Raw genomic sequence first — 24,619 nt, forward strand, 5'->3', positions numbered from 1 at the left:
GCCATGTCGCGTTTCTTCGTCAACCACCCGGTGGTGGCCTGGGTCATGGCCATCGTCGTCGTCCTGGTCGGCATGCTGGCCATCCACGCGCTGCCGATCGAGCGCTATCCGCAGATGGCGCCGCCGACCATCACCGTGCGCGCCACCTACACCGGCGCCTCGGCGCAGACCGTGGAGAACACGGTCACCCAGCTGATCGAGCAGTCGCAGCAGAGCCTGGACCATCTGCTGTACATGACCTCGACCAGCGCCTCGGACGGGACCGCGCAGGTCAACCTGGTGTTCGAGACCGGCACCAATGCCGACACCGCGCAGGTGCAGGTGCAGAACCAGCTGCAGTCGGTGATGTCGGTGCTGCCGCAGGACGTGCAGCAGAACGGCATCGTCATCACCAAGTCCAGCGGTTCGCTGTTCGAGGTGGTGGCGTTCACCTCCGACGACGGCAGCATGGACAACTTCGATGTCGCCAACTACATGGAATCGAACATCGACGACCAGATCAGCCGCGTCAGCGGCGTGGGCAACATCCAGCCGATGGGCTCGGAGTACGCCATGCGCATCTGGCTGGATCCGGAGAAGCTGCGCAAGTACGCGCTGATGCCCTCGGACGTGGAGAACGCGCTGCAGGCGCAGAACACCGACGTGTCGGCCGGCGAGATCGGCGGCCAGCCGGCGCCGCGCGGGCAGCGCCTGGATGCGACCGTGACCACGCGCAGCCGCCTGCACACGCCGGCGCAGTTCGGCGCGATCGTGCTCAAGAGCGGCCCCGGCGGCGCGGCAGTGCACCTGTCCGACGTGGCCAGGATCGGCCTGGGTCCGGAAACCTACGACAGCATCACCCGCTTCAACGGCAAGCCGTCGGCCTCGCTCGGCATCGAATTGAACGCCGACGCCAACGCGGTGGAAACGTCCAAGGCGATCGACGCGCGCCTGCAGGAGCTCAAGCAGTACTGGCCGCACGGCTACACCTACCACATCGCCTTCAGCACCACGCCGTTCGTGACCACCTCGATCAAGGAAGTGGTCATCACCCTGATCGAGGCGGTGCTGCTGGTGGTGGCGGTGATGTACCTGTTCCTGCAGAACTGGCGCGCCACGCTGGTCCCGACCATCGCGGTGCCGGTGGTGCTGATGGGCACCTTCGGCGTGCTGGCCGCGTTCGGCTACTCGATCAACACCCTGACCATGTTCGCGATGGTGCTGGCGATCGGCCTGCTGGTGGACGACGCCATCGTGGTGGTGGAGAACGTGGAGCGGGTCATGAGCCAGGAAGGGCTGCCGCCGAAGGAGGCGACGCTGCGCTCGATGCAGCAGATCGGCGGCGCGCTGGTCGGCATCGTGCTGGTGCTGACCGCGGTGTTCGTGCCGATGGCCTTCTTCAACGGCGTCACCGGGGTCATCTACCGGCAGTTCTCGATCACCATCGCCGCCTCGATGATCCTGTCGGTGCTGGTGGCGATGACCCTGACCCCGGCGCTGTGCGTGACCATTCTCAAACCGCTGCACCAGGGCGAGGAACCGATCGGTTCGCACGGCCGCCTCGGCCGGTTCTTCGCCTGGTTCAACACGCGCTTCCGTGCGCTGTCCGAGCGCTACCGTGCGCTGGTCGAGCGGGTGCTGGGCCGGCGCGCGCTGGGCCTGCTCGCCTACGCGCTGCTGCTGGGCGTCACCGGCGTGCTGCTGTGGCGCCTGCCCGGCGCGTTCCTGCCCGACGAGGACGAGGGCATGCTCAACGTGCTGGTCAAGCTGCCGGCCGGCTCCACCCTGGAGCAGACCCTGGCGGTGACCGACCGCCTGACCAAGGCCGCGCTGCACGAGCCGGGCGTGCGCTCGGTGCTGTCCTCGGCCGGCTTCAGCGTGACCGGCGCCGGCCAGAACGTCGGCATGGCCTTCGTCCGCCTCAAGGACTGGGACGACCGCGAGGACGACGCCGACACCATCGCCGCGCATCTCAACAAGGCCCTGGCCGACGTGCCCGACGCGGAGCTGTTCGTGACCTCGCCGCCGGCCATCAGCGGGCTCGGCGACGCCTCCGGCTTCACCTTCGAACTGATGGACTACGAAGGCGCCGGCCACGCCGCCCTGGTGAACGCGCGCGACAAGCTGCTGCGCCTGGCCGGGCAGGATCCCAAGCTGCGCGACGTGCGCTACGCCAGCCTGGAGGACGCGCCGGTCTATGCGGTCAAGATCGACGACGATAAGGCGCAGGCGCAGGGCGTGGACCCGGGCGACATCAACGCCACGCTCAACAGCGCGCTCGGCGGCGACTTCGTCAACAACTTCATCTACAAGGGCCGCATCAAGAAGGTGTTCGTGCAGGGCGACGCCGAGGCGCGCATGGCACCGCAGGATCTGCAGCGCTGGACGGTGCGCAACGCCAGCGGCGACATGGTGCCGATGTCCGCCTTCACCACCTCGCACTGGACCAGCGCGCCGGCCGCGCTGGAGCGCTACAACGGCGTGTCGGCGATGGAACTCACCGGCCAGGCGGTGGCGGGCGTCAGCTCCGGCGCGGCGATGGACGCGATGGCCGCACTGAGCAAGCAGCTGCCGCACGGCTTCGGCTATGCGTGGTCGGACATGGCCTACCAGGAGAAGCTGTCGGCCAACCAGGCGCCGGCGCTGTACGCGATCTCGCTGCTGTTCGTGTTCCTGTGCCTGGTGGCGCTGTACGAAAGCTGGACGATCCCGTTCGCGGTGATGCTGGCGGTGCCGGTGGGCGTGTTCGGCGCGGCGCTGTTGATGACCGTGCGCGGCCTGCAGAACGACGTGTACTTCCAGGTCGGCCTGCTGACCACGGTCGGCCTGGCGGCCAAGAACGGCATCCTGATCGTCGAGTTCGCGCGCGAGCTGGAACAGCGCGGCGAAAGCCTGCTGGCGGCCACCCTGCACGCGGTGCAGATGCGCCTGCGGCCGATCCTGATGACCTCGCTGGCGTTCCTGCTCGGCGTGCTGCCGCTGGTGTTCAGTCACGGCGCCGGCTCGGCCGCGCGCCATTCGCTGGGCACCGGCGTGACCGGCGGCACGCTGGCCTCGATCACCCTGGGCCTGTTCTTCGTGCCCTTGTTCTACGTCATCGTGCGCAGCGTGTTCCCCGGCAGCAAGCATCCGCCGCTGGAGGCCGCGCCATGAGCACCCGGTCGTTCCGCTTGCTGGCCGTGGCCTGCTGCGCGGCGCTGGCCGCGTGCAGCATGGCCCCGCACTACACGCGCCCGGCGCCGCCGGTGCCGCTGCAGTTCGACACCGCGGACAGCGCCACGCCCGGTGCCGGCGCCGCGCTGGCGATGCCGGACTGGCGCGCGGTGTTCCTCGATCCGCGCCTGCGCCAGGTCATCGCCCTGGGCCTGGACAACAACCGCGACCTGCGTGTGGCCATGCTCGACATCGACAAGGCGCGCGCGCAGTACCGGATCCAGCGCGCCGCGCTGGCGCCTTCGCTGGATGCCAATGCCAGCAACAGCCGCCAGCGGACCAGCGCCAGCGCCAGCGACACCGGGCAGGCGCAGATCGACAGCAGCGACACGCTGCAGGTCGGCATCAGCAGCTGGGAACTGGACCTGTTCGGCCGCGTGCGCAGCCTGAAGGACGAGGCCCTGGAAACCTGGCTGGCCAGTGCCGAAACGCAACGCAGCGTGCGCCTGAGCCTGATCGGCCAGATCGCCGACGACTGGCTCGCGGTCGGTGCCGACCGGCAACTGCTGGCCCTGGCGCAGCAGACCCTGGACAGCCAGGAGCAGACGCTCAGGCGCAGCCGCGCCCAGCACGACAACGGCATCGGCTCCGGGCTGGACCTGGCGCAGATCCAGAGCAGCGTGGAAGCGGCCCGCGTCGATGTGGCGCGCGATGCCACCCAGCTCGCCCAGGCCCGCGATGCCTTGCAACTGGTGGTCGGCGCGCCGGTGGACGCCGCGTTGCTCGCCGGGCCCGATGCGTTCGACGGCAGCGTGGCCCTGGCTCCGCTGCCGGCGGGACTGGATGCCACGGTGCTGCTGCAGCGTCCCGACGTGCTCGCTGCCGAGCATGCGCTGAAGGCGGCCAACGCCGACATCGGCGCCGCCCGCGCGGCGTTCTTCCCGACCGTCTCGCTGACCGCCTCCACCGGCCGCAGCAGCGACGCGCTGTCCACGCTGTTCGCGGCGGGCTCGCGGACCTGGTCGTTCGTGCCCAGCATCGCCCTGCCGATCTTCCACGCCGGCGCGCTGAAGGCTTCCTTGGACGTATCGAAGATCGGCAAGAACATCGCCGTGGCGCAATACGAGAAGGCCATCCAGAGCGCCTTCAGCGACGTCGCCGATGCGCTGGCGCAGCGCGACCACCTCGCGGCGCAGCTGAGCGCGCAACAGGCGCTGGTGGACGCGGTGCGCCGCAGCCACACGCTGGCCGAGGCGCGCTACCGCGCCGGCGTGGACGACTACCTGCAGGTGCTGGACGCGCAGCGTTCGCTGTACGCCGCACAGCAGGATCTGATCGCCCTGCGCCTGCAGGACGACAGCAACCGGGTCGCGCTGTACACCGTGCTGGGCGGCGGCGCGGATGCGAGCGCGACAGCCCCTGCCGCGGCGAGCCGCTGAGCGCGGGGCCGCGCAAGTTCGAGTCAGTTCACGCGGATGCGCGATGTGGGAGCGACTTCAGTCGCGACGGGCGTTACCGGGAAGGCCGTCGCGACTGAAGTCGCTCCCACAGACGCGTAACGCGCTGACGGGAGCGCAGGCTTGCGCAGCTTGCTACTCGCGGAATGGACCGCGGTCGGCGTCCCCGTGCGAAACGCCCGGTGGCGAAACCAGCGTGCCCAGATGGGCCTGCGCAAACGTATCCGCGGCGACCGGGCGGCCGAACAGATAGCCCTGGTACGCCGTGCATCCCATCTCGCCCAGCCATGCATGCTGCTGCTCCGTCTCCACGCCTTCGGCGACCGTGGAGATACCCAGGATGCCCGCGATCTCGATGATCTTGCGCACCAGCTCGCGTTGGTTGCCGTCTGCGGTCATTCCACGGACGAACGACCGGTCGATCTTCAGTTCGTCCAGCGGCAGCGCCTGCAGCAGCGACAGCGAAGAGAAACCCGTGCCGAAGTCGTCCAGCGACCACGATATCCCGTCCTCGCGCAGCGCGTTCATCCTCGCGGTGACCAAGGGCAGGTCGCTCGCCAGCGCCGACTCGGTGATCTCGAAGCGGAGTCTGTTCGCCGGAGCGCCGATCCGGCCGACCACGTCGCGCACGTCTTCGACGAAGCTCGCCGACACCAGTTGCAAGGGGCTGACGTTGACCGACAGCACCAGATCCGCGGTGCCGGGATGCCGCGACCAGGCTTTCAGCTGCAGGCAGGCCTGTTCCAGCACCCACATGCCGATCTGATGGATCAGCCCGGTACTTTCGGCCAGCGGAATGAACTCTGCCGGCGGCTGCAATCCATAGCCCGGTCGATTCCAGCGCAGCAGCACTTCCGCGCCGACCAGCCGTCCGCGCGCCGACACCTGTGGCTGCAGGTGGGCGCACAACTCATCGTGCGCGAGCGCGCGGACCAGCGCCGCATGCTGGTCCAGCCGCACCTTGATGTCCTCGCTGAAGATGGCCAACACCCCGGCGGTCAGGATCATCGCGGTCGCGGTGTTCAGGGCATGGCCGATCCGGCGGATCTCCTCCGGCATCAGCCTCAGCGCAACGCCGAGGCTGCCAGGGATGATGGCCAGCGCGATCAGCAACGCAAAGCACAACGCCGGGAATGCCCAGCGCAGGTAGACCCCTTCGCTGCGGAACAGGAAAAAGGCGGCTGCACCGATCGGCAGAAGGAACAGATGCGTCGATCGCGCCGCCGCCGCGGTCGGCGTATCGGCCAGGCTGGCGAATACCGTCATGATCAGCAGCAGATGCGCGATGGCGACGAGGGAACCGCGATCGAGCCTGCGCGACATGTACAGGCAGGCCGTGCCCATCAGCATGACCGAAAAGAGAACGAGCGCCAGTGCGCTCATGCCATGCGTGATGTAGTACGCCGTCCATGCCAGGCCGTGCGCCATGCAGGCGAGCCCGCCGAACCGCAGCAGGCGTTGGACCCGCGGCCACTGCGCCTGGTCGGGGAGGTTTCGCGCCACCCAGTCGTCGCCGCCAGCCCCCAAGCCGGTTTTTTTCACATGCATCCCGTTCTTCTGCGCATCGTCATGTGATCTGCGTCGGCTCGGTCGGCACCTGCACACGCCCTTCAATAGCGAAAGTCCCGCGTGGACAAGGTGACGAAGAAGCGGGCCGGTTGCAAGGCAGGAACGCGGCAGCGGCTCCACGCGATCCGGGCTGCGCGCTGCGGCCGGGGAGTGGGGCACAGCATCGAAGCCGGCGTGGACGACGACCTGCAAGCGCCTGATGCAAGACAGCGCGCCGCCTGCCGCGTTGGTCGAATGTTGCCGGTGCCATGCGCAAACGCGACTTCGGTCGCGACCGGCTGCGTCGCTGGATCTGTCGCGAGCGAACCCGCTCCCACGACGCGCGCAGACGCGTCGCCGACGCCTAGGCTTCGGCGCGGATCAACTGCCGGAACAACGCATCCAGCGCCCGCGGATGGCCGCTGCCGGTAGCCAGGCGCGGCGCGGCGGCGCCCATGCGCCCCAGTTCGGCGTCCAGGAAGTCGCTGATCGCCGGGACCCGCGGACCGTCCTCGATTTCCGCGGCGGCGCGTTTCTTCTCCAGCAAGGCATCGATCGCGTCGCGCAGCGGTCCCGACGGCAGCAGCGCCTCCAGCAGCAGCTCGAACGCCATCGGCGGCATTCCCTGCTCGCGTTCGATCCACTGGCAGGCCAGCACCGGGCGCAGCACGTACAGGTACTTCTTGGTGCGGATGCGTTCGCCGCGAAGATAGCCGCGGTAGTTGCTCTTGGCCATGTTGAAGTAGTGCCACCAGGTGCCCAGCGGCGAGTAGAACGCGTCCGCCATCTGCAGCAGCCCGGCGACGGCGGCGGGATCCTGGCGATAGACCAGTGGCGACTGCAGCCATTCCAGCAGCGTCGGATTGGACTTGGACACGAGGCGCAGCGCCTTGCGCAGGTCCCAGCCGCTGACGTCCAGGTCGTCGGCGATCGGCAGTTCGATCACGTCGCGCTGCGCCTCGCCCGGTCCGGTGCGTTCGTTGACGGTCAGATACCAATCCGGCCGATGGACATAGACGAAGCGCGCGTCGTAGTCGCTGTCGGGCGAGGAAAATCCCCAGCCGCGGCTGCCGGACTCGCAGGCCAGCAGGATGCGCACGTCGTGGCTGCGCTCGATGTCGCCGAGCGCGGCCAGTACGGCGGCGCGCTTGTCCGGCGCGATCGGGTGGATGTCCATGGCCTGTCGTCCTGCTGCGGGGCAGGGCAGAGTGCCGCAGCGGCGCCGCTTACGCCACCCGGCTGCGCCGCGCGCGCTCCAGGTGCACCAGCAGCAGCGAGATCGCCGCCGGGGTCATGCCGGGAATGCGCTGCGCCTGGCCCACGGTCTGCGGGCGCACGCGCTGCAGCTTCTGCTGTACCTCGGCCGACAGCCCGCGCACCTGCGCGTAGTCGAACGCCTCGGCGATCGGCGTGTCCTCGTGGCGCTGCTGGCGCGCGATCTCGTCGCGCTGGCGGTCCAGGTAGCCGGCGTACTTGATGCCGATCTCGACCTGCTCGGCGACCTGCGCGTCGTCCACGCCCGGGCCCAGCGACGGCACCCGCATCAGCGCGGCGTAGTCCAGCTCCGGGCGCTTGATCAGGTCGAGCACGGTGGTCTCGCGGCTCACCGCCACGCCCAGCGTCGCGGCGACCTCGCGGCCCAGCGCATTGCCGGGCGTGGCCCACAGCGCGCGCAGCCGCTCGTTCTCCCGCGCCACCGCCTCCTGCTTGGCCTGGAAGCGCGCCCAGCGCGCCTCGCCGACCAGGCCCAGGTCGTGGCCGATGCCGGTCAGGCGTGCATCCGCGTTGTCCTCGCGCAGCTGCAGCCGGTATTCGGCGCGGCTGGTGAACATGCGGTACGGCTCGGTGGTGCCGTGGGTGATCAGGTCGTCGATCAGCACGCCGATGTAGGCCTGGTCGCGGCGCGGCGTCCACGGCTCCAGCCCGCGCACCTGGCGCGCGGCATTGAGCCCGGCGATCAGACCCTGCGCGGCCGCTTCCTCGTAGCCAGTGGTGCCGTTGATCTGGCCGGCGAAGAACAGCCCGGGCATCGCCTTGGTCTCCAGCGAGGCCTTCAGCCCGCGCGGGTCGAAGAAGTCGTATTCGATCGCGTAGCCGGGACGGGTGATGTGCGCGCGCTCGAAGCCGCGGATCGAGCGCGCCAGCTCCAGCTGCACGTCGAACGGCAGCGAGGTGGAGATGCCGTTGGGATAGATCTCGGCCACGTCCAGGCCTTCCGGCTCGACGAAGATCTGGTGGCTGGCCTTCTCGGCGAAGCGCACCACCTTGTCCTCGATCGACGGGCAGTAGCGCGGGCCGATGCCCTCGATCTGGCCGGTGTACAGCGGCGAGCGGTCCAGCGCGCCGCGGATGATGTCATGGGTGCGCTCGGTGGTATGGGTGATCCAGCACGAGACCTGCCGCGGATGCTGGGCGAGCTCGCCCATGAACGACATCACCGGCAGCGGATCGTCGCCGGGCTGCTCCTCCATCGCCGCGTAGTCCAGGCTGCGCCCGTCGATGCGCGGCGGGGTACCGGTCTTGAGCCGGTCCACGCCGAAGCGGCCGTCGCGCAGCGTCTGCGCCAGCGCGGTGGCCGGCGGGTCGCCGGCGCGGCCGCCGGCGTACTGGGTCTGGCCGATGTGGATCTTGCCGGCCAGGAAGGTACCGGCGGTCAGCACCACCGCCGCCGCCTCGAAGCGCAGGCCGGTCTGGGTGACGGCGCCGCGCACGCGCTCGCCCTCCACGATCAGCGCGTCCACCGCGGCCTGGAACAGGGTCAGGTCGGGCTGCGCCTCGACCAGGCGCCGGACCGCGCCGCGATACAGGTTGCGGTCGGCCTGGCAGCGGGTGGCGCGCACCGCCGGGCCCTTGGAGGCATTGAGCGTGCGCCACTGGATGCCGGCCAGGTCGGCGGCATGCGCCATCGCCCCGCCCAGCGCATCGATCTCCTTGACCAGATGGCCCTTGCCGATGCCGCCGATGGCCGGGTTGCAGCTCATCGCGCCCACCGTCTCCACGTTGTGGGTCAGCAGCAGGGTGCGCGCGCCAGCGCGCGCGGAGGCCAGCGCCGCTTCGGTGCCGGCATGGCCGCCGCCGATCACGATGACGTCGTAGCGGTAGAAGGAATCGCTCATCGGGTATTCGTCCGCCCGGTCGCGCGGACCGGGATGGGGGCGTGCGCGGGACGGCGCGCGCCGAAAAACGGAATTTTTGGAGTTCGCATCACAGTTTACGGATTCGGCCCTAAAGTTGGCACGTAGTCTGCAGATATCCCTACTGCACCCAACGTGGCATTGCGTCAGGGGCGTACGACTGGAATTGGAACAGGGGCCAGTCACGCGCACGTTGGGGGAGCTGGGGGCCGGTAGTCGGGGGACTGCCGGCCCTTTTTTATGTCTGCGATTCGGGTCCGATGCCAGCAACCGCAAGGCCCGAACGCGAAAAGCCCCGGCGAACCGGGGCTTTTCGTTTTAGGCGCCGACGCCCGACAGGGCCGGAACAGGGGGGATCCAGATTTCCCTGTCGGACATCGACATAGACGGTGGGGCGATCGCTTCGGGTCATAAAGCGACGCAGGCGGTCACCCCGTACGACGTAGAGTGCGTCTTGTGCCTGCGTGAAATCAAGCCTTTTCTTAGGGCTCTAGTGTGCGCTTCGTCCCATTGCTACGACCCAGATTGCCAGGCCGGGGCGCGGCCGGACGCGGCTGGGCGGCCGGCCGCGGCGCGCTGGCCGGACGTGGCTGCATCGACTGCGGACGCGGCTGCATCGCCTGAGGGCGTGGGCCGGCGTTGGCGGCATCGGGACGGCGCAGCCGGTCCAGGTCGCGCCACGGCGACTTGACCCGGCCGCCGCCACCGCCGATGACCGGCGGCGGTCGGTCCGGCGGGCGGCCGTTGTCGTCGGGCCGCGGGCGCGGCGGCGGACGGTGCCGCGGCGGACCGTAGTAGTCGCGGTAGTAGTAAGGGCCGCCGTAGCCGTAGTAGCCATAGCCGTAATAACCGGCGCCATAGCCATAGGGCACGGCACCATAAGGCGCGTAGTAGCCGTCGGAATAGCCGTCCGGATAGCGGTATTCGACCGAGGGGGCACCGCGGTAATAGCCGCCACCGCTGTCGGCGTAGTCGTAGGTGGCGCAGCCGCTCAGCGTGGCCAGCAATCCAGCGGCCAAGATCAGGCGCATGTTCATGGCGAATCCTCTCCCTGAGGCTGACAGACAGGTTCGGCGTGTTGCATTGAATGCCCCCTTAACCCGCTTCGTCGTTGATTGAACGCTTAAGTCGCGTGCAACGGCTGTGTTGCCTTGGCAGCCCGCGACACCGCGAACTTGGGACGATACGCTAACCTTTCACGCATGTTCTCATCTTCACTGCCCGTTTTCGCGGATGTGACCGCCGCCGCCGCGCGGATCGCGCCGCATGCCCAGGTGACGCCGGTCCTGCGCTCGCGGGCGCTGGACGCGTCGACCGGCGCGACACTGTTCTTCAAGGCCGAGCACCTGCAGCGCAGCGGCGCGTTCAAGTTCCGCGGCGCCTGCAATGCGGTGTGGGCGCTGAGCGAGGCGCAGGCCGCGCGCGGCGTGGTCACCCATTCCTCGGGCAACCACGGTGCGGCCCTGGCGCAGGCCGCGCGTAGCCGCGGCATCGGCTGCCACGTGGTGGTGCCGGAGGGCGCGGTGGCGGCCAAGCTGGCCAACATCGCCCGCGACGGCGCCACCCTGTGGCGCTGCGAAGCCGGCATCGCAGCGCGCGAGGCGATGTGCGCGCAGGTGCAGCAGCAGACCGGCGCGACCCTGGTGCATCCGTATACCGATCCGGCGGTGATCGCCGGCCAGGGCACCGCGACCCTGGAATTGCTCGGCGCCAGCGGCCCGCTCGACCTGCTGGTGGTGCCGGTCGGCGGCGGCGGCCTGGCCGCCGGCAGCCGCCTGGCGCTGTCGGCGCTGGCGCCGCAGGCACGCCTGCTGCTGGCCGAGCCGGCCGGCGCCGCCGACACCGCGCGCTCGCTGGCGGCCGGCGCGCTGCGCGTGGACTTCGTTCCGGACACGGTCTGCGACGGCCTGCGCGGCACTCTCGGCGCGCCCAACTTCGCGCTGCTGCATGGCCAGGCGGAGACGATCGTGGTCGAGGACGCCGCCACCGTGGCGGCGATGCGGTTGCTGTGGCAGGTGCTCAAGCAGGTGGTGGAACCCTCGTCGGCGATCGCGCTGGCGGCGGTGCTGGCGCAGCCCGAGCGCTTCGCCGGGCGCCGGGTCGGGCTGATCCTGTCCGGCGGCAACGTCGACCTCGACACCCTGCCGTGGGGCGCGGCTTGAAGCCGCGGCGGCGGCGCGGCTGGCTGGGCTGGCTCGGTCGGCTGGCCGCGGTGCTGGGCCTGTGGCTGCTGGGCGTGGCGATCTACATCGTCTGGGTCGGCGACCGCGACCAGGCGGCGCCGGCCGACGCGATCATCGTGCTCGGCGCGGCCGCCTACGACGCCAAGCCCTCGCCGGTGTTCGAGGAACGCATCCGCCACGGCCTGGACCTGTACCAGCGCGGCTATGCGCCGACCCTGATCTTCACCGGCGGCTTCGGCGGCAACGGCGCGCGTTTCGCCGAATCGCAGGTGGCGCGCCGCTACGCGCTGCGCCACGACGTGCCGGCCGACGCGATCCTGATCGAGACCGTCTCGCGTACCACCCGCCAGAACCTGCTCGAGGCGCGCGGGTTGATGCGCAGCCACGGCCTGCACCGGGCGATCGTCGTCAGCGATCCGCTGCACATGGCGCGGGCGCTGCGGCTGTGCCGCGAGCTGCAGATCGACGCGCTGGCGTCCTCGACCCCGAGCACCCGCTTCCGCAGCTTCCAGACCCGCTGGCGCTTCCTGCTGCAGGAGGTCTACTTCTTTCACCGCGACCTGCTGGTGCCGGGCGCCTGAGCGGGCCCGGCCGCCGTATCATGGGCGCCCGGCATGGCATGAGGTGGTGGCGATGAAGATCGACGGAACCCGCGAGCAGGACCGCGCCATCGAACTGGTGCTGTCCTATTACGACGCGTTCAACCGCGGCGACTGGGCGGCGATGCTCGACAAGCTGACCGACGACGTGGCGCACGACCTCAACCAGGGCGCGCGCGAGACCGGCAAGGACACCTTCGCCGCGTTCCTGCAGCGGATGAACGCCAGCTACCGCGAACAGCTGCGCGACATCGTGGTGCTGGGCGGGCAGGACGGCCGCCGCGCCGCCGCCGAGTACGTGGTGCACGGCGAATACCATCACACCGACGAAGGCCTGCCGCCGGCGCGCGGGCAGACCTACGTGCTGCCGGGCGGGGCGTTCTTCGACATCCGCGACGGCAAGATCGCCCGGGTCAGCAACTACTACAACCTGCAGGACTGGATCGACCAGGTGTCAGCCTGAGCGCTGTCCAGCGCAGTCGGGTGTGCCGCGCTGGAACTGCGGCGGCCTGGGCTGCCGTGTAGGAGCGGCTTCAGCCGCGACAGGCGTTACCGGTAACGCCTGTCGCGGCTGAAGCCGCTCCTACAGGTAGTGCATCCGGTTCTGGGCTCTTACGATTCCCGATTCCCGATTCCCGATTCCCGGAGCGAAGCGCGTCGCCTCAATCGCCGCGGCGGCGGATCGGGATCGCCGACACCGGCACCGCGGCGATCTCGCTGCCGCCTTCGCGGATCGGCGCGCCCGGCGGCGGTGCCCAGGCGTGCGCATAGATCACTTCCCAACTGCTCGGCAGCGTGCCGTCGGCGTTGCGCAGCGGCTCGTAGGCGGCGCTGGCGGCGGCGAAACGGCCGCGTCCGGTCAGCGTATGGCGGCGCGCGTGCAGCGCGTTGGTCGCGCCGATCGCGCGCAATTCGCGCATCAGCGCGGCCAGGTCGGGATAGGTGAGGGTGAACAGGTCGCGGTCCAGCACCGGGTCGCGGAAGCCGGACAGCATCAGCGCATCGCCGAACTGCGCGATCGGCGCGAAGCGGCTCACGTGCGGCGCCTCGCGGTCGGCGTGCGCGAATGCCTCGCGCAGTTCCACCAGCGTGTCCGGGCCGAAGCTGGAGCACAGCAGCAGGCCGCCGGGCTTGAGCACGCGGCGGAAACCGGCGAACACCGCCGGCAGGTCCTCGACCCACTGCAGGCACAGGTTGCTGAAGATCACATCGACGCTGTGCTCGGCCAGCGGCAGCGCGCGCGCGTCGGCGCAGACGCGGCCGAACGGCTTCCACCAGCCGGCCTGGCGCTTGGCCTGCTGCAGCATCGGCAGCGCCTGGTCGAGCGCGATCACCTGCGCGCGCGGCCAGCGCTTCTTCATCGTCGCCGCGGCGTGCGCGGGGCCGCTGCCCACGTCCAGCACCACCTGCGGCACGCGGTCGCCGAGATAGTCCAGCGATTCCAGCAGGCGCTTCTCGACCTCGTGCTGCAGGGCGGCGGCGGCATCGTAGCTGGCGGCCGCGCGCGAGAACGCGCGGCGGATGTGGTTGGCATCGAACGAAGAAGGATCCATCGGCGCATTATCGCCGGCCGCGGCGCGCAGCGGCCAGCGAAAAGCCGGGAATGGGGAATCGGGAGTGGGGAATCGAAACGGCTGCGGCGGCGAGGCGGTCGCCTGGCTTACCCATTCCCGTCTCTCCATTCCTCAATTCCCATCGCATCAGTCCGAGCGCATCAGCGGACACCGCGCGGACCGCACGCAGCCATTCACTCCGTCTCGAACCCTGTCCCTTTCCAGGATGGGCCGCGCACCGAGCAACAGGATCTGCCCACTGACGCAATGGCCTGTGCATTGCACGCAGGCGCGCAGGCCGCACCGAACGCATCCGCACTACAAACGTCAAACATCGGAAGCCACGGCGCGCAGTCCCCCATCCCCACTCCCGAATCCCCACTCCCGGCTCTTCAGAACGTCCCTGGATAGGCCCCGCCATCGAGCAACAGGTTCTGCCCGCTGAGGTAGCCGGCCTGCGCGCTGCACAGGAATGCGCAGGCCGCGCCGAATTCCTCCGCCGTGCCGAAACGCCCGGCCGGGATCTGCCCGCGCTTCTGCGCCGCCACTGTCTCCACGTCGGTGCCGCTGCGCTGCGCGGCATGGGCGAAGTTGCCGCGCAGCCGGTCGGTGTCGAACTGGCCGGGCAGCAGATTGTTGATGGTGACGTTGTGCGCGACGGTGCGCCGCGCCAGCCCGGCGACGAAGCCGGTCAGGCCGGCGCGCGCGCCGTTGGACAGGCCCAGGCTGTCGATCGGCGCCTTCACCGCTGCCGAGGTGATGTTGACGATGCGGCCGAAGCCGCGCGCCTGCATCGCATCGACGGTGGCGCGGATCAGCGCGATCGGCGCCAGCATGTTGGCGTCCAGTGCGCGCAGCCAGTCTTCGCGCTCCCAGTCGCGGAAGTCGCCCGGCGGCGGGCCGCCGGCGTTGTTGACCAAGATGTCGACCTGCGGGCATGCCGCCAGTGCGGCGGCGCGTCCGGCCTCGGTGGCGATGTCGGCGGCCACCGCGATCACCGCGCCGGCGCCGGGCAGCGCGCGCAGGCCGTCCGCCGCCGCATCCAGCGCGTCCTGGCCGCGCGCCACGATCACCACGTTGACGCCTTCGCCGGCCAGCGCCCGCGCGCACCCCAGGCCCAGGCCCTTGCTCGAGGCGCAGACCAGCGCCCATCTGCCGGCGATGCCCAGATCCATGCGTTCGCTCCGCTCGTCGAAACCGCGATGATCGTCCATCGCCGTCGCGGCGGCCAGCCACGCGCCGCCTCGACGGTTGTTTGCGTGCGTTGTGCGGGCGCCCAGCGAGAACGATCCACGAGCGTGATGCCGCGAGCCGTTTTGCGAACGCCAGTATTCGCACGCAGATGCGGCAACGCGAGGCGGGGTCTCCGGTCGGGTGCTGCAGGCTGCCGATCCGGTGGAGCGGCTCTTGGCGGACTCGGGCAATCGAACGCCGAGGATCATCGGCCTGGTGAGGACCTTGCCCTGGCCCCGCATCGGGTGGCGACACTGAGGGCCCGGTCGCGGTCGTTCATTCCGGACGGCTCTCCGTGATCCGCTGCGCCAGAGCGGCGTAGTAGGCGGCAGACGCCTGGTTTCCCTCTTGGCGCAAGCGCGCGGCGGTTTCGAGTGCAGCCGCTCGCGCTTGCGCGAACACGCGGTCGTCCTCGTTTGGCCGGAGGCCGTCGCTGCTCACGACACGCAAGGCCGCATCGAAGCGAACGGCTACCATCAATCCCCCCTCGTGCAGCATGAGCAGGCCCTCGGCCGGGCGGCCCTCCTGCATCCGTCCCGCGAAGAAGGCATACGGCTCGGCGGTCCCGGCCCTGACTATGCCGAGGCCGTCGGCGGCTCCATGTCGGCAACCGCCGAGCCATCGGGCAGGGGTGGCGTCCAGGTCCGCAGGCGCCTCGAACCTGCAAGGCGCTGCCGGAGGCGACGACATGGCGGGCATGCTGGCGCTTGCCGCGAGCAGGAGCCCGAACATCCTGAGCATTCTGCCGAGCATCGATACCATCGTGTCGTTCTCCTGTTGCCGGAAATCTCAGGCCGCGTTCCGCCTCGTTGTCCTGTGTCGGCATCGCCTTGCCGCCTTTGATCATGACATGCGCGGTGTTCCAAACTGCCTGCGGATCTGATGCGCTCGGGCGCGCGGTCGCAGTGGATAGTGCACGCAACGGCGGGTGTCTTGATGCACTGGAGTGCGGACGCTTCGCTGGCGCAGCGCCTGGCGACGCTGAATCCGCGTTCGGCTGCGCATCGGCGGCGCCATGGGGAGATTTGCCGTGCAGATCCAGCATCTCGGCGCGCCTGCATCACGTAGGGTCGGGGAGGTGCGGCTGCGCGGGGTCCCGATGGCTGCGCTTTGGATGGCGCAGTCATCATGCGAAGGTGTGCCAGGTGGCTGCCGCATCGTTCGCCAGCGGCCAGTGCCGGGGGGCGTAGTCCTTACGGCAAGGCGGCAAGGAACTCGCTCAGCGCCATGGCGACGTCGTCGGCATGGCCGAGGAACGGAGCGTGGCCGCCGCCGGCGATGTGCAACGTCCGCGCATGCTGCGTCAGCGCTGCGGCGTCGTCCATGCCGGCGGGCGAGACCAGCCGGTCGCGCTGGCCGCTGATCCACAGGCTGGGCACGCGCAGGCCCGGCAATGCGCGGCGCAGGTCGCTGCGCTCGAGCAGCGCCAGCCCGTCCTGCAGCGCCTGCGCATCGGGTTCGCCGCGCGCGCTCAGGGTCTCGCGCAGCGTGCGCAATTCGCTGCGCGCATGCGCCGAACCCAGCGTGTCCAGCGCCAGGAAGCGGTCCAGCGTGCCGCGGTAGTCGTCGGCCAGGTCGCGGCCGAACTGCGCGAACACCTGCGGTTCCACCGCATGCGGCCAGTCGCTGCCGCGCACGAACCGCGGCGTCGCCGCGAGCATCGCCAGGCCGCGCACCTGCGGCTGGGTCGCCGCCGCATGCAGCGCGAACAGCCCGCCCAGCGACCAGCCCAGCCACGCCGCCGGCGGCGTGGCCGCGGCGATCGCGCTGACCACGTGCGGCAGCGCCAGCGGCGTGTCGTCGCCGCGGCTGTGGCCATGTCCGGGCAGGTCCACCAGGTGCATGCGGAACTGCGCCGACAGGCGCTCGACCAAGGGCGCGAAGATGCCGCCGTGCAGCGCCCAGCCGTGGATCAGGACCAGATCGGGGCCGTGCCCCAGGGTTTCGATGTGCATCGTCGATCGTGTGCCGAATGGGAAAAGAGAACCGGGGAACGCCGCGCTCAGCGTTGCGCGCGCAACGCCAGCAGCCGCGGCAACAGCAAGCGCCATTGTTCGCGCGGGTAGGCGCGGGTGCGCCAGGCCGGCCAGCGCTGCACGCCTTCGCCGCGCTGGATCGCCACGCTCAGCCAGGCGGCGTCGAAGCCTTGCCAGACCCCGGCCACGCTCAACAGGTTCGGCGCCAGGCGTGGATGCACGTCGTGCAACAGCATGCGCCGCAGCGTCTGCGGCGCATACGGCGAGGCCGCGAGCACGGCGGCGATGTGCGCATGCCGCGTGGCGACATCGTCGTCCAGATACAGCTCGGACAGCGCGGCCCAGACCTCGCGGCGCGCCGCGAGGTCGCCGTCGCTCACCGCGGGCCGCTCACATCGGCCCGCTCATGCCGGCAGGCCGACCGGGTGCACGGCCAGGCGGTCGCGCGCCAGCGCCAGCGCGTCCAGCAGCGCCTGCACCTGCGCCGGCGTGTGCAACGCCGACAGCGTGACCCGCAGTCGCGACTTGCCTTCGGGCACGGTCGGCGGGCGGATCGCGGAGACCAGGAAGCCGGCCTGTTCCAGCGCCGCCGACAGCGCCAGCGCGCTGGCCTCGTCGCCGCACAGCAGCGGCTGAATCGGCGTGTCCGAGGCCATCAGTTCCAGGCCATGGCGGCGCGCGCCGCCGCGGAAGGCTGCGATCGTCTCGACCAGGCGCTCGCGCCGCCACTGGTCGCGCCGCGCCAGTTTCACCGCGGCCAGCGAGGCGGCGGCCTGCGCCGGCGGCAGCGCGGTGGTGTACAGGTAGGGGCGCGCGGTCTCGGCCAGGTGCCGGATCAGCGCCTCGTCGCCGACCACCAGCGCGCCGTAGCCGCCCAGCGCCTTGCCCAGGGTCACCAGCTGTAGCGGCACATCGTCCACGCCCAGCCCGGCCTCGGCCACGCAGCCGCGGCCATGCGGGCCGACCACGCCGACGCCGTGCGCGTCGTCCACGTACATCAGCGCCTGCTGCATGCGCGCCACCAGGGTCAGCGAGCGCAGCGGGGCGATGTCGCCATCCATGCTGAACACGCCATCGGTGGCCAGCATCGCCGCGCCGTCGGCGGCGTGCTTGAGCTGGCGCATCGCGCCTTCGGTATCCAGGTGCGGATAGCGGCGCAGGCGGCAACCGGCCAGGCGGGTGGCGTCGAGCAGGCTGGCGTGGTTGAGCCGATCCTGCACGCACACGTCCTCTTCTTCGCTCAGCAGCGCCTGCTGCACCGCCAGGTTGGCGAGGAAGCCGCTGCCGAACAGCAGCGCGCGCGGATAGCCGAGCCAGTCGGCGACCTCGCGTTCCAGGCTCTCGTGCAGCGCATGGTGGCCGCAGACCAGGTGCGAGGCGGTGGCGCCGACGCCCTCGCGCGCGGCCGCGTCCTGCAGCGCGGCGAGCACTTCGAACTGCTGCGCCAGGCCCAGGTAGTCGTTGCTGCAGAAGCCGGTCAGCCAGCGCCCGTCCAGCTCCAGGCGCACGCCGTCGCGGCGGCCCACGCTGCGGCGCACGCGGATGCGGCCCTGCGCCTCGCGCAGCTTGCGCAAGGACTGGATGCGGTCGTGCAGATCGGGACGGGCCATGGGCGGCGGGGCCTGGGATCGGTTGGCTAGCGTAGCGCGTCCCCGGCCGGGCCGGGCGCCGCCGGCGATGGACGGCCGGATCGGCGGATGGACGCGCGCGCGCCGGCGCGGCGCGCTGGCGTCAGACCAGCGCCGCGGCGATCGCCGGCCTGTCCGCTGTCGGCGCCGGTGCGGTGATGTCCGCATGCACGGTGCCGGGGTGGTCGTGCGCATCGGCGTCCACGTGCACCTGCATCGGCTTCAGGCCCAGGCGCGAGAACAGCGCCTGGTCGCGTGCGGTATCCGGGTTGCCGGTGGTCAGCAGTTTTTCGCCGTAGAAGATCGAGTTGGCGCCGGCGCAGAAGCACAGCGCCTGCAGTTCGTCGCTCATGCTCTCGCGGCCGGCCGACAGCCGCACCATCGCCTGCGGCATCGCGATGCGGGCCACGGCGATGGTGCGCACGAACTCGAACGGATCCAGTTCGACCGTGCCGTGCAGCGGGGTGCCGGCGACCTGCACCAGGCGGTTGATCGGCACCGAGTCCGGATGCACCGGCAGGTTGGCCAGCGCCTGCAGCAGGCCGGCGCGCTGCTCGCGCGATTCGCCCATGCCGACGATGCCGCCGCAGCAGGTCTTCATGCCGGCGTCGCGCACGTGGGCGAGCGTGTCCAGGCGGTCCTGGTACTGGCGGGTGTGGATGATCGTGTCGTAGAAGTCCGGCGCGGTGTCCAGATTGTGGTTGTAGTAGTCCAGCCCGGCCGCCTTCAGCGCCTGCGCCTGGCGCCCGTCGAGCATGCCCAGGGTGGCGCAGGTCTCCAGGCCCAGCGCCTTCACCTCGCGGATCATGGCCGCGACCTTGGGGATGTCGCGGTCCTTCGGCGAGCGCCACGCCGCGCCCATGCAGAACCGCGAGGCGCCGGCGGCCTTGGCCTGGCGCGCCTTCTCCAGCACCGCCTCGGTGCTCATCAGCTTCTGCGCGTCCACCCCGGTGTCGTAGCGCTGCGCCTGCGGGCAGTACGCGCAATCCTCCGGGCAACCGCCGGTCTTCACCGACAGCAGCGTGGAGACCTGCACCTGCGCCGGGTCGAAGTGTTCGCGATGCACGGCGGCGGCGCGGTGCAGCAGCTCCGGGAACGGCAGATCGAACAGGGCGAGCAGTTCCTGGCGTTGCCAGTCGTGTCGGACGACAGCGGACATGGGGGTTTCCTGACGGTAAGCGGCTGGGAAAGCGGGCAGTCTGGTGAGCATGGATATCCCTGTCAACTTCAATGAATCGAACCGGGTTGACGGCTGCTGGCGGCGGCTGCAGCGTTGGGTGCTGCCGGAGCGCTGCCTGGTCTGTACCGAACCCGGCGCCGCCGGCCTGGACCTGTGCCCGGCCTGCCGCGACGCGCTGCCCTGGAATGCCAGCGCCTGCCAGGCGTGTGCGCTGCCGGTGCCCGCGCTGGATGCGGGCCAACTGTGCGGCGCCTGCCAACGCAAACCGCCGCCGCTGGCCCTGGTCGCCAGCGCCTGCGTCTACGCCGCGCCGGTGGATGGGCTGTTGCGCCGCTTCAAGTTCCACCAGGACCTGGCCGCCGGGCGCCTGCTGGCGGCGTTGCTGCAGGCGCGCTGCGCCGGCTTGCCGCGCCCGCAGGCGGTGCTGCCGGTGCCGCTGCATTCCGCGCGGCTGCGCCGGCGCGGCTACGACCAGGCGCTGGAACTGGCACGGCCGCTGGCGCGTGCGCTGGGCCTGCCGCTGTGCGCCGGCCTGCAGCGCGTGCGCGCGACGGCGCCGCAGTCCGAACTCGACGCGCAGGCGCGGCGCCGCAACCTGCGCCATGCGTTCGCGGTGCAGGCGCCGCTGCCGCCGCACGTGGCGCTGATCGACGACGTGATGACCACTGGCGCCACTCTGCATGCCGCGGCACAGGCGCTGCGCCGCGCCGGCGTGGCCCGGGTCGATGCGTGGGTGGTGGCGCGGGTGCCGTGAGTACGCTGGTGGCTTGCGTGCCGCAGCGGCGATTGGCCCTGCGACGGCAAAGGCGTGGCAGGTCATGTGGGTATGCGTGTCTGCTGCGGGCCGTGGTCGCGTGATCTGTCATGCACGCAGGGAGCGGTTGCTGCTGTGGTTGCCTGTGGACCGCGCAACGGCAGCGAGGGCGTGCCTGATGGGGGGGCGAGCGTTACGCTTCGTCGTGCGGTGCAGAAGCCACGACCCGACGCAATCGGCCGCTGGCGGACGGGTTCCGCAGCGCGATGCATGGCACGTTCTTCTGCGTGACGCGGCTGGGGCAGCGGTCTGCGACAGGCCGCAACGGCCGGTTCTTCTATGATGTCGCCAAACGAACTGCGGGAGATGGCGATGCGTTGGAGAACTCTGGGACTGTCGTTGGCGTTGTGCGTGTTCGGCATGAGCGGATGCAGCTACGCCCCGTCGCCCGATGGCGCCGGCGCGAGTGCGGACGCGAGTGCGGTGAAGGCGAAGATCGAATGGCGCCTGGCCAGCAATGCGCCCAGCGCCGGCTATACCGAGGCCGCGTACCAGGGACGGACGGTGTATCTGGCGCCGCAGCCGTTGTTGGCCGTCGATGGCGCCGCGACGGTGGCGCGCGTGGACGGCGACGATGGCAAGCCGGCACTCGATCTGCATTTCTCGGGGCACGACGATCGCCTGACCCGGGCCACGGAGCAGAACATCGGCAAGCCGATCGCGCTGCTGGCCGACGGCCAGGTGCTCACCGTGGCGACGGTGATGGCGCCGCTCCCCGGCGACAGGCTGCGCATCAGCGGTCTGCAGGATGCGCAGGAACAGCAGCGGGCGTTCGCGCTGCTGACGCATGCGCCGACGGCAGACGGGAAGCCGTAGCGCTGGCTGGCGCGATCGGGATGGGCCGCCATGTTCGCCATGGCGGGCTTGTATCGCATCGCGCGCCTGTTCGAGCCGCGCGCCGCTGTGTTGTTCCGCTGGCGTAGCGCGATGTCGCTGCTTCGAAGCGGAGCGCGCCGCCGCTCTCCCCGATTGCGCCGTCGGGCAGGTCGGGGGCGGGGGCATGCCGATCCAGCAGGTGGGAGGCGGATTTCGCCGATCATGCGTGTCGTGATCGAAGTCGTTCCCGTCACCGGTCGTGGAAACGGCGTCGCGGCTGACGCCGCTCCTGCAGGAGTCGATCGACGGTTTTGTGGGAGGGACTTCAGTCCCGACGCTTTGCCGGCAACGACAGGACGAAGTGCCCCGCGGTATTGCCGTCAGCGGCCGGGAGCGCCGCCTGGCTCCTTACGACATCGTCGGGGGGCAGCCGCCACTGCGCGGCGTCTCGCCAGGGTCTATCCTGCGCGCAGCGCCAACGCCGCGACGATGCCGGCGAAGATCGCCAGGCCGACCCAGTTGTTGTGCATGAAGGCGCGGAAGCAGGGGGCGCGTTCGCGGGTTCGCGCGATGCGGAATTCGTAGGCGACCAGCAACGCGGCCACGCCCAAGCCCACCCAGTACCAGATCCCCAGCGCGCCGCGGGTGCCGACGAAGCCCAGCGCGACGAACATCAGCGCGTACAGGATGCCCTGCGCGATCAGGTCCAGGTCGCCGAACAGGATCGCAGTGGACTTGGAGCCGGCGCGCAGGTCGTCCTCGCGGTCCACCATCGCGTACCAGGTGTCGTAGGCGGTGGCCCACAGGATGTTGGCCGCGTACAGCAGCCAGCCCAGCGCCGGCACCTCGCCGCGGATCGCCGCGAACGCCATCGGGATGCCCCAGCCGAAGGCCATGCCCAGATAGACCTGCGGCAGGTAGGTGTAGCGCTTCAGATAGGGATAGCTGGCGGCCAGGAACAGCCCGACCACGCTCAGGCCGATGGTCAGCGCGTTCATCGTCAGCACCAGCGCGAAGGCGGCGAGCATCAGCAGCGCGAACACCGCCAGCGCCTCGCGGCCGCTGACCGCGCCGGTGGCCAGCGGCCGGCTGCGGGTGCGCTCGACCTGCGGGTCCAGCCAGCGGTCGGCGTAGTCGTTGATGACGCAGCCGGCCGAGCGGGTCAGCCAGACCCCGGCGGTGAACACGAACAGCGTCCACAGCGGCGGCACCCCGTCGGCGGCCAGCCACAGCGCCCACCAGGTCGGCCACAGCAGCAGCAGCGCGCCGATCGGACGGTCGCCGCGCAGCAGTTTCCAGTACTGGCCCAGGCGCGCGCGCGGCGGCAGCGCGGCGGGCGTTTCGTAGCGTTCGTAACCCATCGCGCAAGGGTAGCAGCCGGGCCCGGCCGGCGGCAGCACGCTCGCGCGGTGGCCGCTGCGACGGCGACGGCCTGCGCACCCGCTTCGGGCTGCAGACCCAGGCGCAGGAACTGGCTGTACGCACGTGATGCGCCGTCGCCGAACGCCGGCCCTCGCGGAAGCCGCGCCGCGCGGCGGCAGATACGGCGACCGCCGAGCCGGCCGTGGCGGCAATCGGGCATGGGGGAGACGCGGCGCGCGGTTTGCCGTTAGAATGCGCGTCCGTTGCGCCCGTAGCTCAGCCGGATAGAGTAGTGGCTTCCGAAGCCATTGGTCGGGGGTTCGAATCCCTCCGGGCGCACCACATCATCCCAGCCTGCATGGCCTCTTCGACCGCGAATCCTGCCGGTGGTGGACACCGCCTTCGGCGCTGCGGCGATCGACGGCCTGCGGCGTATGACGCCGCTGCGCGTACTAGTACGGCTCGGGATACCTCGCTGGCACCCTCTGCGTCGAAAGGCCGGCGCGTACTGCGTGTCTCTCCGCGCGCACCGCATCATCGTCCATCGCGCATGGAATTCCTTCCGCCGCTGGCCTGCATTGCCTTTGGCAACGCGGCGACCGGCGGTCTTGGGCGCGTGACGCCGCCGCTCCCCGGGATGCCGCGCTGGATTTCGCTGGGCTGCATCGCCAGCGCGTGCGGCGCACACAACACGACGTCCTCCGTCGTGCCGGCGCCGCCGCTGAGACGCTCGCGGCCGCGGTTTCTACGTTCGCGGCGGTCCAGTGCGGGCCATCTCTTTCGCATCCTCTCCGGTGCCCGTGTCAGTGAGGCCGCCATGAATGTCGTGGGGCGGGCTCCGTTGCGGCCCCTTGCCGGAGGCTACCGGTGATCGGTCCGCGCACCCCGCTAGGCAAGCCTGCGGTCCACTTGCTGGGCGACGACGATGCGCTGGCCTACCTGCGACTCGGCGACGGCGCCCCGGTGGTGCTGGTGCATGGTGCGCTGTGCGACTACCGCTATTGGGCGCCGCAACTGCGCGGCCTGTCCGAGGGCTTCGAGGTCGCCGCACTGAGCCTGGGCCAGTATTTCCCGCAATTGCCATCGTCGCTGCGGCATCGCTTCGGCTGGCGTTGGCATGCGCAGCAGGTTGCCGGGTTCCTCGCCAGCTACGGACAACCGGTGCATCTGGTCGGTCACTCGCGCGGCGCCGCGGTAGCCTGGCAGGTCGCGCTGCAGCGGCCGGCCGCGATCGCCAGCCTGAGCCTGTTCGATCCGGGCGGGCCGCAGCCGCAGGGCCTGCCGGAAGAGGTAGTGGCGATCCGCGCGCGGGCGATCGCCTTGCTGCGCGACGGGCAGGTCGAGGCCGGCCTGGAATGTTTCGTCGATTCGGTCAGCCAGCCCGGCGCCTGGGCGCGCAGCAGCGCGACGTTCCGGCAGATGGTGCGCGACAACGCGCAGACCTTGGTGCCGCAGATCGGCGATGCGCTGCCGGCCTACGACCGCGAGCAGGCCGCGGCCCTGGCGCTGCCGGTGCTGCTGGTCAGCGGCGAACTGAGTCCGGCGCAGTACCGCGACAACGCGTCCGCGCTGGCCGAGTGGTTGCCCGATGCGCGCCACCATGTCCTCGCCGGCGCTTCGCACGGGATGACCTTCACCCATGCGCGGCGCTGCAATGCCTTGCTGGCCGAGTTCGTGACATCGGTACCAGTAGGTTGAAGCCACGCAGGCATCCGCGGTGACGGGACCGTCGCCCATCGCGCGGGAATGATCGGAAGGGACGCTAGCTCGCCGGCGCTTCGCACGGGATGACCTTCACCCATGCGCGGCGCTGCAATGCCTTGCTGGCCGAGTTCGTGACATCGGTACCAGTAGGTTGAAGCCACGCATACATCCACCGTGACGGGACCGTCGCCCGTCGCGCGGGAATGATCGGAAGGGACGCTAGCCGGCATTGCCGCGATGTGCGGCCAGCAACCGCGGTCAGCGGCAGGCGGCGGGATGGCGCTATCGCACAACTGCGGC

Annotated in this window: 20 protein-coding genes and 1 tRNA gene; 9 read left to right on the forward strand and 12 right to left on the reverse strand. The window is 70.5% G+C overall.

Annotated elements, in window-relative coordinates; translation table 11 throughout:
* The first annotated feature begins 3 nt into the window (after positions 1-3).
* Positions 4-3,132, forward strand: coding sequence for an efflux RND transporter permease subunit (locus JR064_RS17615; RefSeq protein ID WP_206230601.1), 3,129 nt, complete (start codon positions 4-6; stop codon positions 3,130-3,132).
* A complete protein-coding gene (locus tag JR064_RS17620; protein ID WP_206230602.1) occupies positions 3,129-4,571 on the forward strand; it encodes an efflux transporter outer membrane subunit in 1,443 nt (480 codons plus the stop codon). Before JR064_RS17615 ends, JR064_RS17620 begins: the two co-directional genes overlap by 4 nt.
* Positions 4,572-4,724: 153 nt before the next feature.
* Here the strand turns inward: JR064_RS17620 and JR064_RS17625 are convergent, their stop codons facing one another.
* From JR064_RS17625 to JR064_RS17640, 4 genes are all read right to left on the reverse strand, one after another.
* On the reverse strand, positions 4,725-6,137 hold the full coding sequence (locus JR064_RS17625; RefSeq protein WP_241093148.1) for a putative bifunctional diguanylate cyclase/phosphodiesterase: 1,413 nt from the start codon (positions 6,135-6,137) through the stop codon (positions 4,725-4,727).
* Between the two features lie 364 nt (positions 6,138-6,501).
* Positions 6,502-7,314, reverse strand: coding sequence for a nucleotidyltransferase domain-containing protein (locus JR064_RS17630; RefSeq protein ID WP_206230603.1), 813 nt, complete (start codon positions 7,312-7,314; stop codon positions 6,502-6,504).
* A 49-nt stretch (positions 7,315-7,363) separates the two neighbouring features.
* Entirely contained in the window at positions 7,364-9,253 is a 1,890-nt protein-coding gene (gene mnmG, locus JR064_RS17635; RefSeq protein ID WP_206230604.1) for a tRNA uridine-5-carboxymethylaminomethyl(34) synthesis enzyme MnmG, read from the reverse strand.
* Positions 9,254-9,753: 500 nt separating this feature from the next.
* On the reverse strand, positions 9,754-10,308 hold the full coding sequence (locus JR064_RS17640) for a hypothetical protein (protein ID WP_179570929.1): 555 nt from the start codon (positions 10,306-10,308) through the stop codon (positions 9,754-9,756).
* Between the two features lie 165 nt (positions 10,309-10,473).
* On the opposite strand from JR064_RS17640, the gene JR064_RS17645 reads away from it, so the two are divergent.
* The 3 genes from JR064_RS17645 to JR064_RS17655 are packed head-to-tail and all read left to right on the forward strand — an operon-like array spanning position 10,474 to position 12,516.
* Entirely contained in the window at positions 10,474-11,433 is a 960-nt protein-coding gene (locus JR064_RS17645; protein ID WP_206230605.1) for a pyridoxal-phosphate dependent enzyme, read from the forward strand.
* Complete coding sequence (locus JR064_RS17650; RefSeq protein WP_179570927.1) at positions 11,418-12,035, forward strand: YdcF family protein; 618 nt, start codon at positions 11,418-11,420, stop codon at positions 12,033-12,035. The genes JR064_RS17645 and JR064_RS17650 overlap by 16 nt, the downstream gene beginning before the upstream one ends.
* A gap of 52 nt (positions 12,036-12,087) precedes the next feature.
* Positions 12,088-12,516, forward strand: coding sequence for a ketosteroid isomerase-related protein (locus JR064_RS17655; protein WP_179570926.1), 429 nt, complete (start codon positions 12,088-12,090; stop codon positions 12,514-12,516).
* A gap of 199 nt (positions 12,517-12,715) precedes the next feature.
* On the opposite strand, the gene bioC is transcribed toward JR064_RS17655, so the two are convergent.
* The 7 genes from bioC to bioB form a co-directional block, all read right to left on the reverse strand.
* Complete coding sequence (bioC, locus tag JR064_RS17660; protein ID WP_179570925.1) at positions 12,716-13,606, reverse strand: malonyl-ACP O-methyltransferase BioC; 891 nt, start codon at positions 13,604-13,606, stop codon at positions 12,716-12,718.
* A 392-nt stretch (positions 13,607-13,998) separates the two neighbouring features.
* Entirely contained in the window at positions 13,999-14,781 is a 783-nt protein-coding gene (locus tag JR064_RS17665; RefSeq protein ID WP_206230606.1) for an SDR family oxidoreductase, read from the reverse strand.
* A 334-nt stretch (positions 14,782-15,115) separates the two neighbouring features.
* Positions 15,116-15,601, reverse strand: a complete 486-nt coding sequence (locus tag JR064_RS17670; RefSeq protein ID WP_206230607.1) for a hypothetical protein — start codon at positions 15,599-15,601, stop codon at positions 15,116-15,118.
* A 431-nt stretch (positions 15,602-16,032) separates the two neighbouring features.
* A complete protein-coding gene (gene bioH, locus JR064_RS17675; RefSeq protein ID WP_206230608.1) occupies positions 16,033-16,794 on the reverse strand; it encodes a pimeloyl-ACP methyl ester esterase BioH in 762 nt (253 codons plus the stop codon).
* A gap of 47 nt (positions 16,795-16,841) precedes the next feature.
* On the reverse strand, positions 16,842-17,195 hold the full coding sequence (locus JR064_RS17680; RefSeq protein WP_206230609.1) for a DUF7079 family protein: 354 nt from the start codon (positions 17,193-17,195) through the stop codon (positions 16,842-16,844).
* A gap of 24 nt (positions 17,196-17,219) precedes the next feature.
* On the reverse strand, positions 17,220-18,425 hold the full coding sequence (gene bioF / locus JR064_RS17685; RefSeq protein WP_425510311.1) for an 8-amino-7-oxononanoate synthase: 1,206 nt from the start codon (positions 18,423-18,425) through the stop codon (positions 17,220-17,222).
* Between the two features lie 121 nt (positions 18,426-18,546).
* A complete protein-coding gene (gene bioB / locus JR064_RS17690) occupies positions 18,547-19,602 on the reverse strand; it encodes a biotin synthase BioB (RefSeq protein WP_206230611.1) in 1,056 nt (351 codons plus the stop codon).
* 49 nt (positions 19,603-19,651) lie between these two features.
* Here bioB and JR064_RS17695 point away from each other — a divergent pair, with 49 nt between their 5' ends.
* Both JR064_RS17695 and JR064_RS17700 read left to right on the forward strand, forming a co-directional pair.
* Positions 19,652-20,377: a ComF family protein gene (locus JR064_RS17695; protein ID WP_206230612.1), complete on the forward strand. Its 726-nt coding sequence runs from the start codon at positions 19,652-19,654 to the stop codon at positions 20,375-20,377.
* 372 nt (positions 20,378-20,749) lie between these two features.
* Positions 20,750-21,253, forward strand: coding sequence for a SecDF P1 head subdomain-containing protein (locus tag JR064_RS17700; RefSeq protein ID WP_191825816.1), 504 nt, complete (start codon positions 20,750-20,752; stop codon positions 21,251-21,253).
* A gap of 458 nt (positions 21,254-21,711) precedes the next feature.
* Here the strand turns inward: JR064_RS17700 and ubiA are convergent, their stop codons facing one another.
* The gene (gene ubiA / locus JR064_RS17705) at positions 21,712-22,614 is read right to left on the reverse strand and encodes a 4-hydroxybenzoate octaprenyltransferase (protein ID WP_206230613.1); all 903 of its coding nucleotides are present in this window, start codon (positions 22,612-22,614) and stop codon (positions 21,712-21,714) included.
* Between the two features lie 266 nt (positions 22,615-22,880).
* On the opposite strand from ubiA, the gene JR064_RS17710 reads away from it, so the two are divergent.
* Both JR064_RS17710 and JR064_RS17715 read left to right on the forward strand, forming a co-directional pair.
* Positions 22,881-22,957 (forward strand) — tRNA-Arg (locus JR064_RS17710).
* Between the two features lie 525 nt (positions 22,958-23,482).
* Positions 23,483-24,313 (forward strand): alpha/beta fold hydrolase, encoded by an 831-nt coding sequence (locus tag JR064_RS17715; RefSeq protein WP_206230614.1) that lies wholly within the window; start codon positions 23,483-23,485, stop codon positions 24,311-24,313.
* Positions 24,314-24,619: the final 306 nt, after the last annotated feature.

It is taken from the genome of Xanthomonas bonasiae, from assembly GCF_017163705.1.
GTDB lineage: Bacteria > Pseudomonadota > Gammaproteobacteria > Xanthomonadales > Xanthomonadaceae > Xanthomonas_A > Xanthomonas_A bonasiae.

Bases quoted from the DNA above. Each gene is read 5' to 3' on its own strand.
- JR064_RS17665 (WP_206230606.1), bottom strand. From the start codon at position 14,781: ATGGATCTGGGCATCGCCGGCAGATGGGCGCTGGTCTGCGCCTCGAGC.
- JR064_RS17615 (WP_206230601.1), top strand. From the start codon at position 4: ATGTCGCGTTTCTTCGTCAACCACCCGGTGGTGGCCTGGGTCATGGCC.
- JR064_RS17640 (WP_179570929.1), bottom strand. From the start codon at position 10,308: ATGAACATGCGCCTGATCTTGGCCGCTGGATTGCTGGCCACGCTGAGC.
- JR064_RS17700 (WP_191825816.1), top strand. From the start codon at position 20,750: ATGCGTTGGAGAACTCTGGGACTGTCGTTGGCGTTGTGCGTGTTCGGC.
- mnmG (WP_206230604.1), bottom strand. From the start codon at position 9,253: ATGAGCGATTCCTTCTACCGCTACGACGTCATCGTGATCGGCGGCGGC.
- JR064_RS17645 (WP_206230605.1), top strand. From the start codon at position 10,474: ATGTTCTCATCTTCACTGCCCGTTTTCGCGGATGTGACCGCCGCCGCC.
- bioC (WP_179570925.1), bottom strand. From the start codon at position 13,606: ATGGATCCTTCTTCGTTCGATGCCAACCACATCCGCCGCGCGTTCTCG.
- bioB (WP_206230611.1), bottom strand. From the start codon at position 19,602: ATGTCCGCTGTCGTCCGACACGACTGGCAACGCCAGGAACTGCTCGCC.
- JR064_RS17625 (WP_241093148.1), bottom strand. From the start codon at position 6,137: ATGCATGTGAAAAAAACCGGCTTGGGGGCTGGCGGCGACGACTGGGTG.
- bioF (WP_425510311.1), bottom strand. From the start codon at position 18,425: ATGGCCCGTCCCGATCTGCACGACCGCATCCAGTCCTTGCGCAAGCTG.
- JR064_RS17670 (WP_206230607.1), bottom strand. From the start codon at position 15,601: ATGGTATCGATGCTCGGCAGAATGCTCAGGATGTTCGGGCTCCTGCTC.
- ubiA (WP_206230613.1), bottom strand. From the start codon at position 22,614: ATGGGTTACGAACGCTACGAAACGCCCGCCGCGCTGCCGCCGCGCGCG.
- JR064_RS17630 (WP_206230603.1), bottom strand. From the start codon at position 7,314: ATGGACATCCACCCGATCGCGCCGGACAAGCGCGCCGCCGTACTGGCC.
- JR064_RS17655 (WP_179570926.1), top strand. From the start codon at position 12,088: ATGAAGATCGACGGAACCCGCGAGCAGGACCGCGCCATCGAACTGGTG.
- JR064_RS17620 (WP_206230602.1), top strand. From the start codon at position 3,129: ATGAGCACCCGGTCGTTCCGCTTGCTGGCCGTGGCCTGCTGCGCGGCG.
- bioH (WP_206230608.1), bottom strand. From the start codon at position 16,794: ATGCACATCGAAACCCTGGGGCACGGCCCCGATCTGGTCCTGATCCAC.
- JR064_RS17695 (WP_206230612.1), top strand. From the start codon at position 19,652: ATGGATATCCCTGTCAACTTCAATGAATCGAACCGGGTTGACGGCTGC.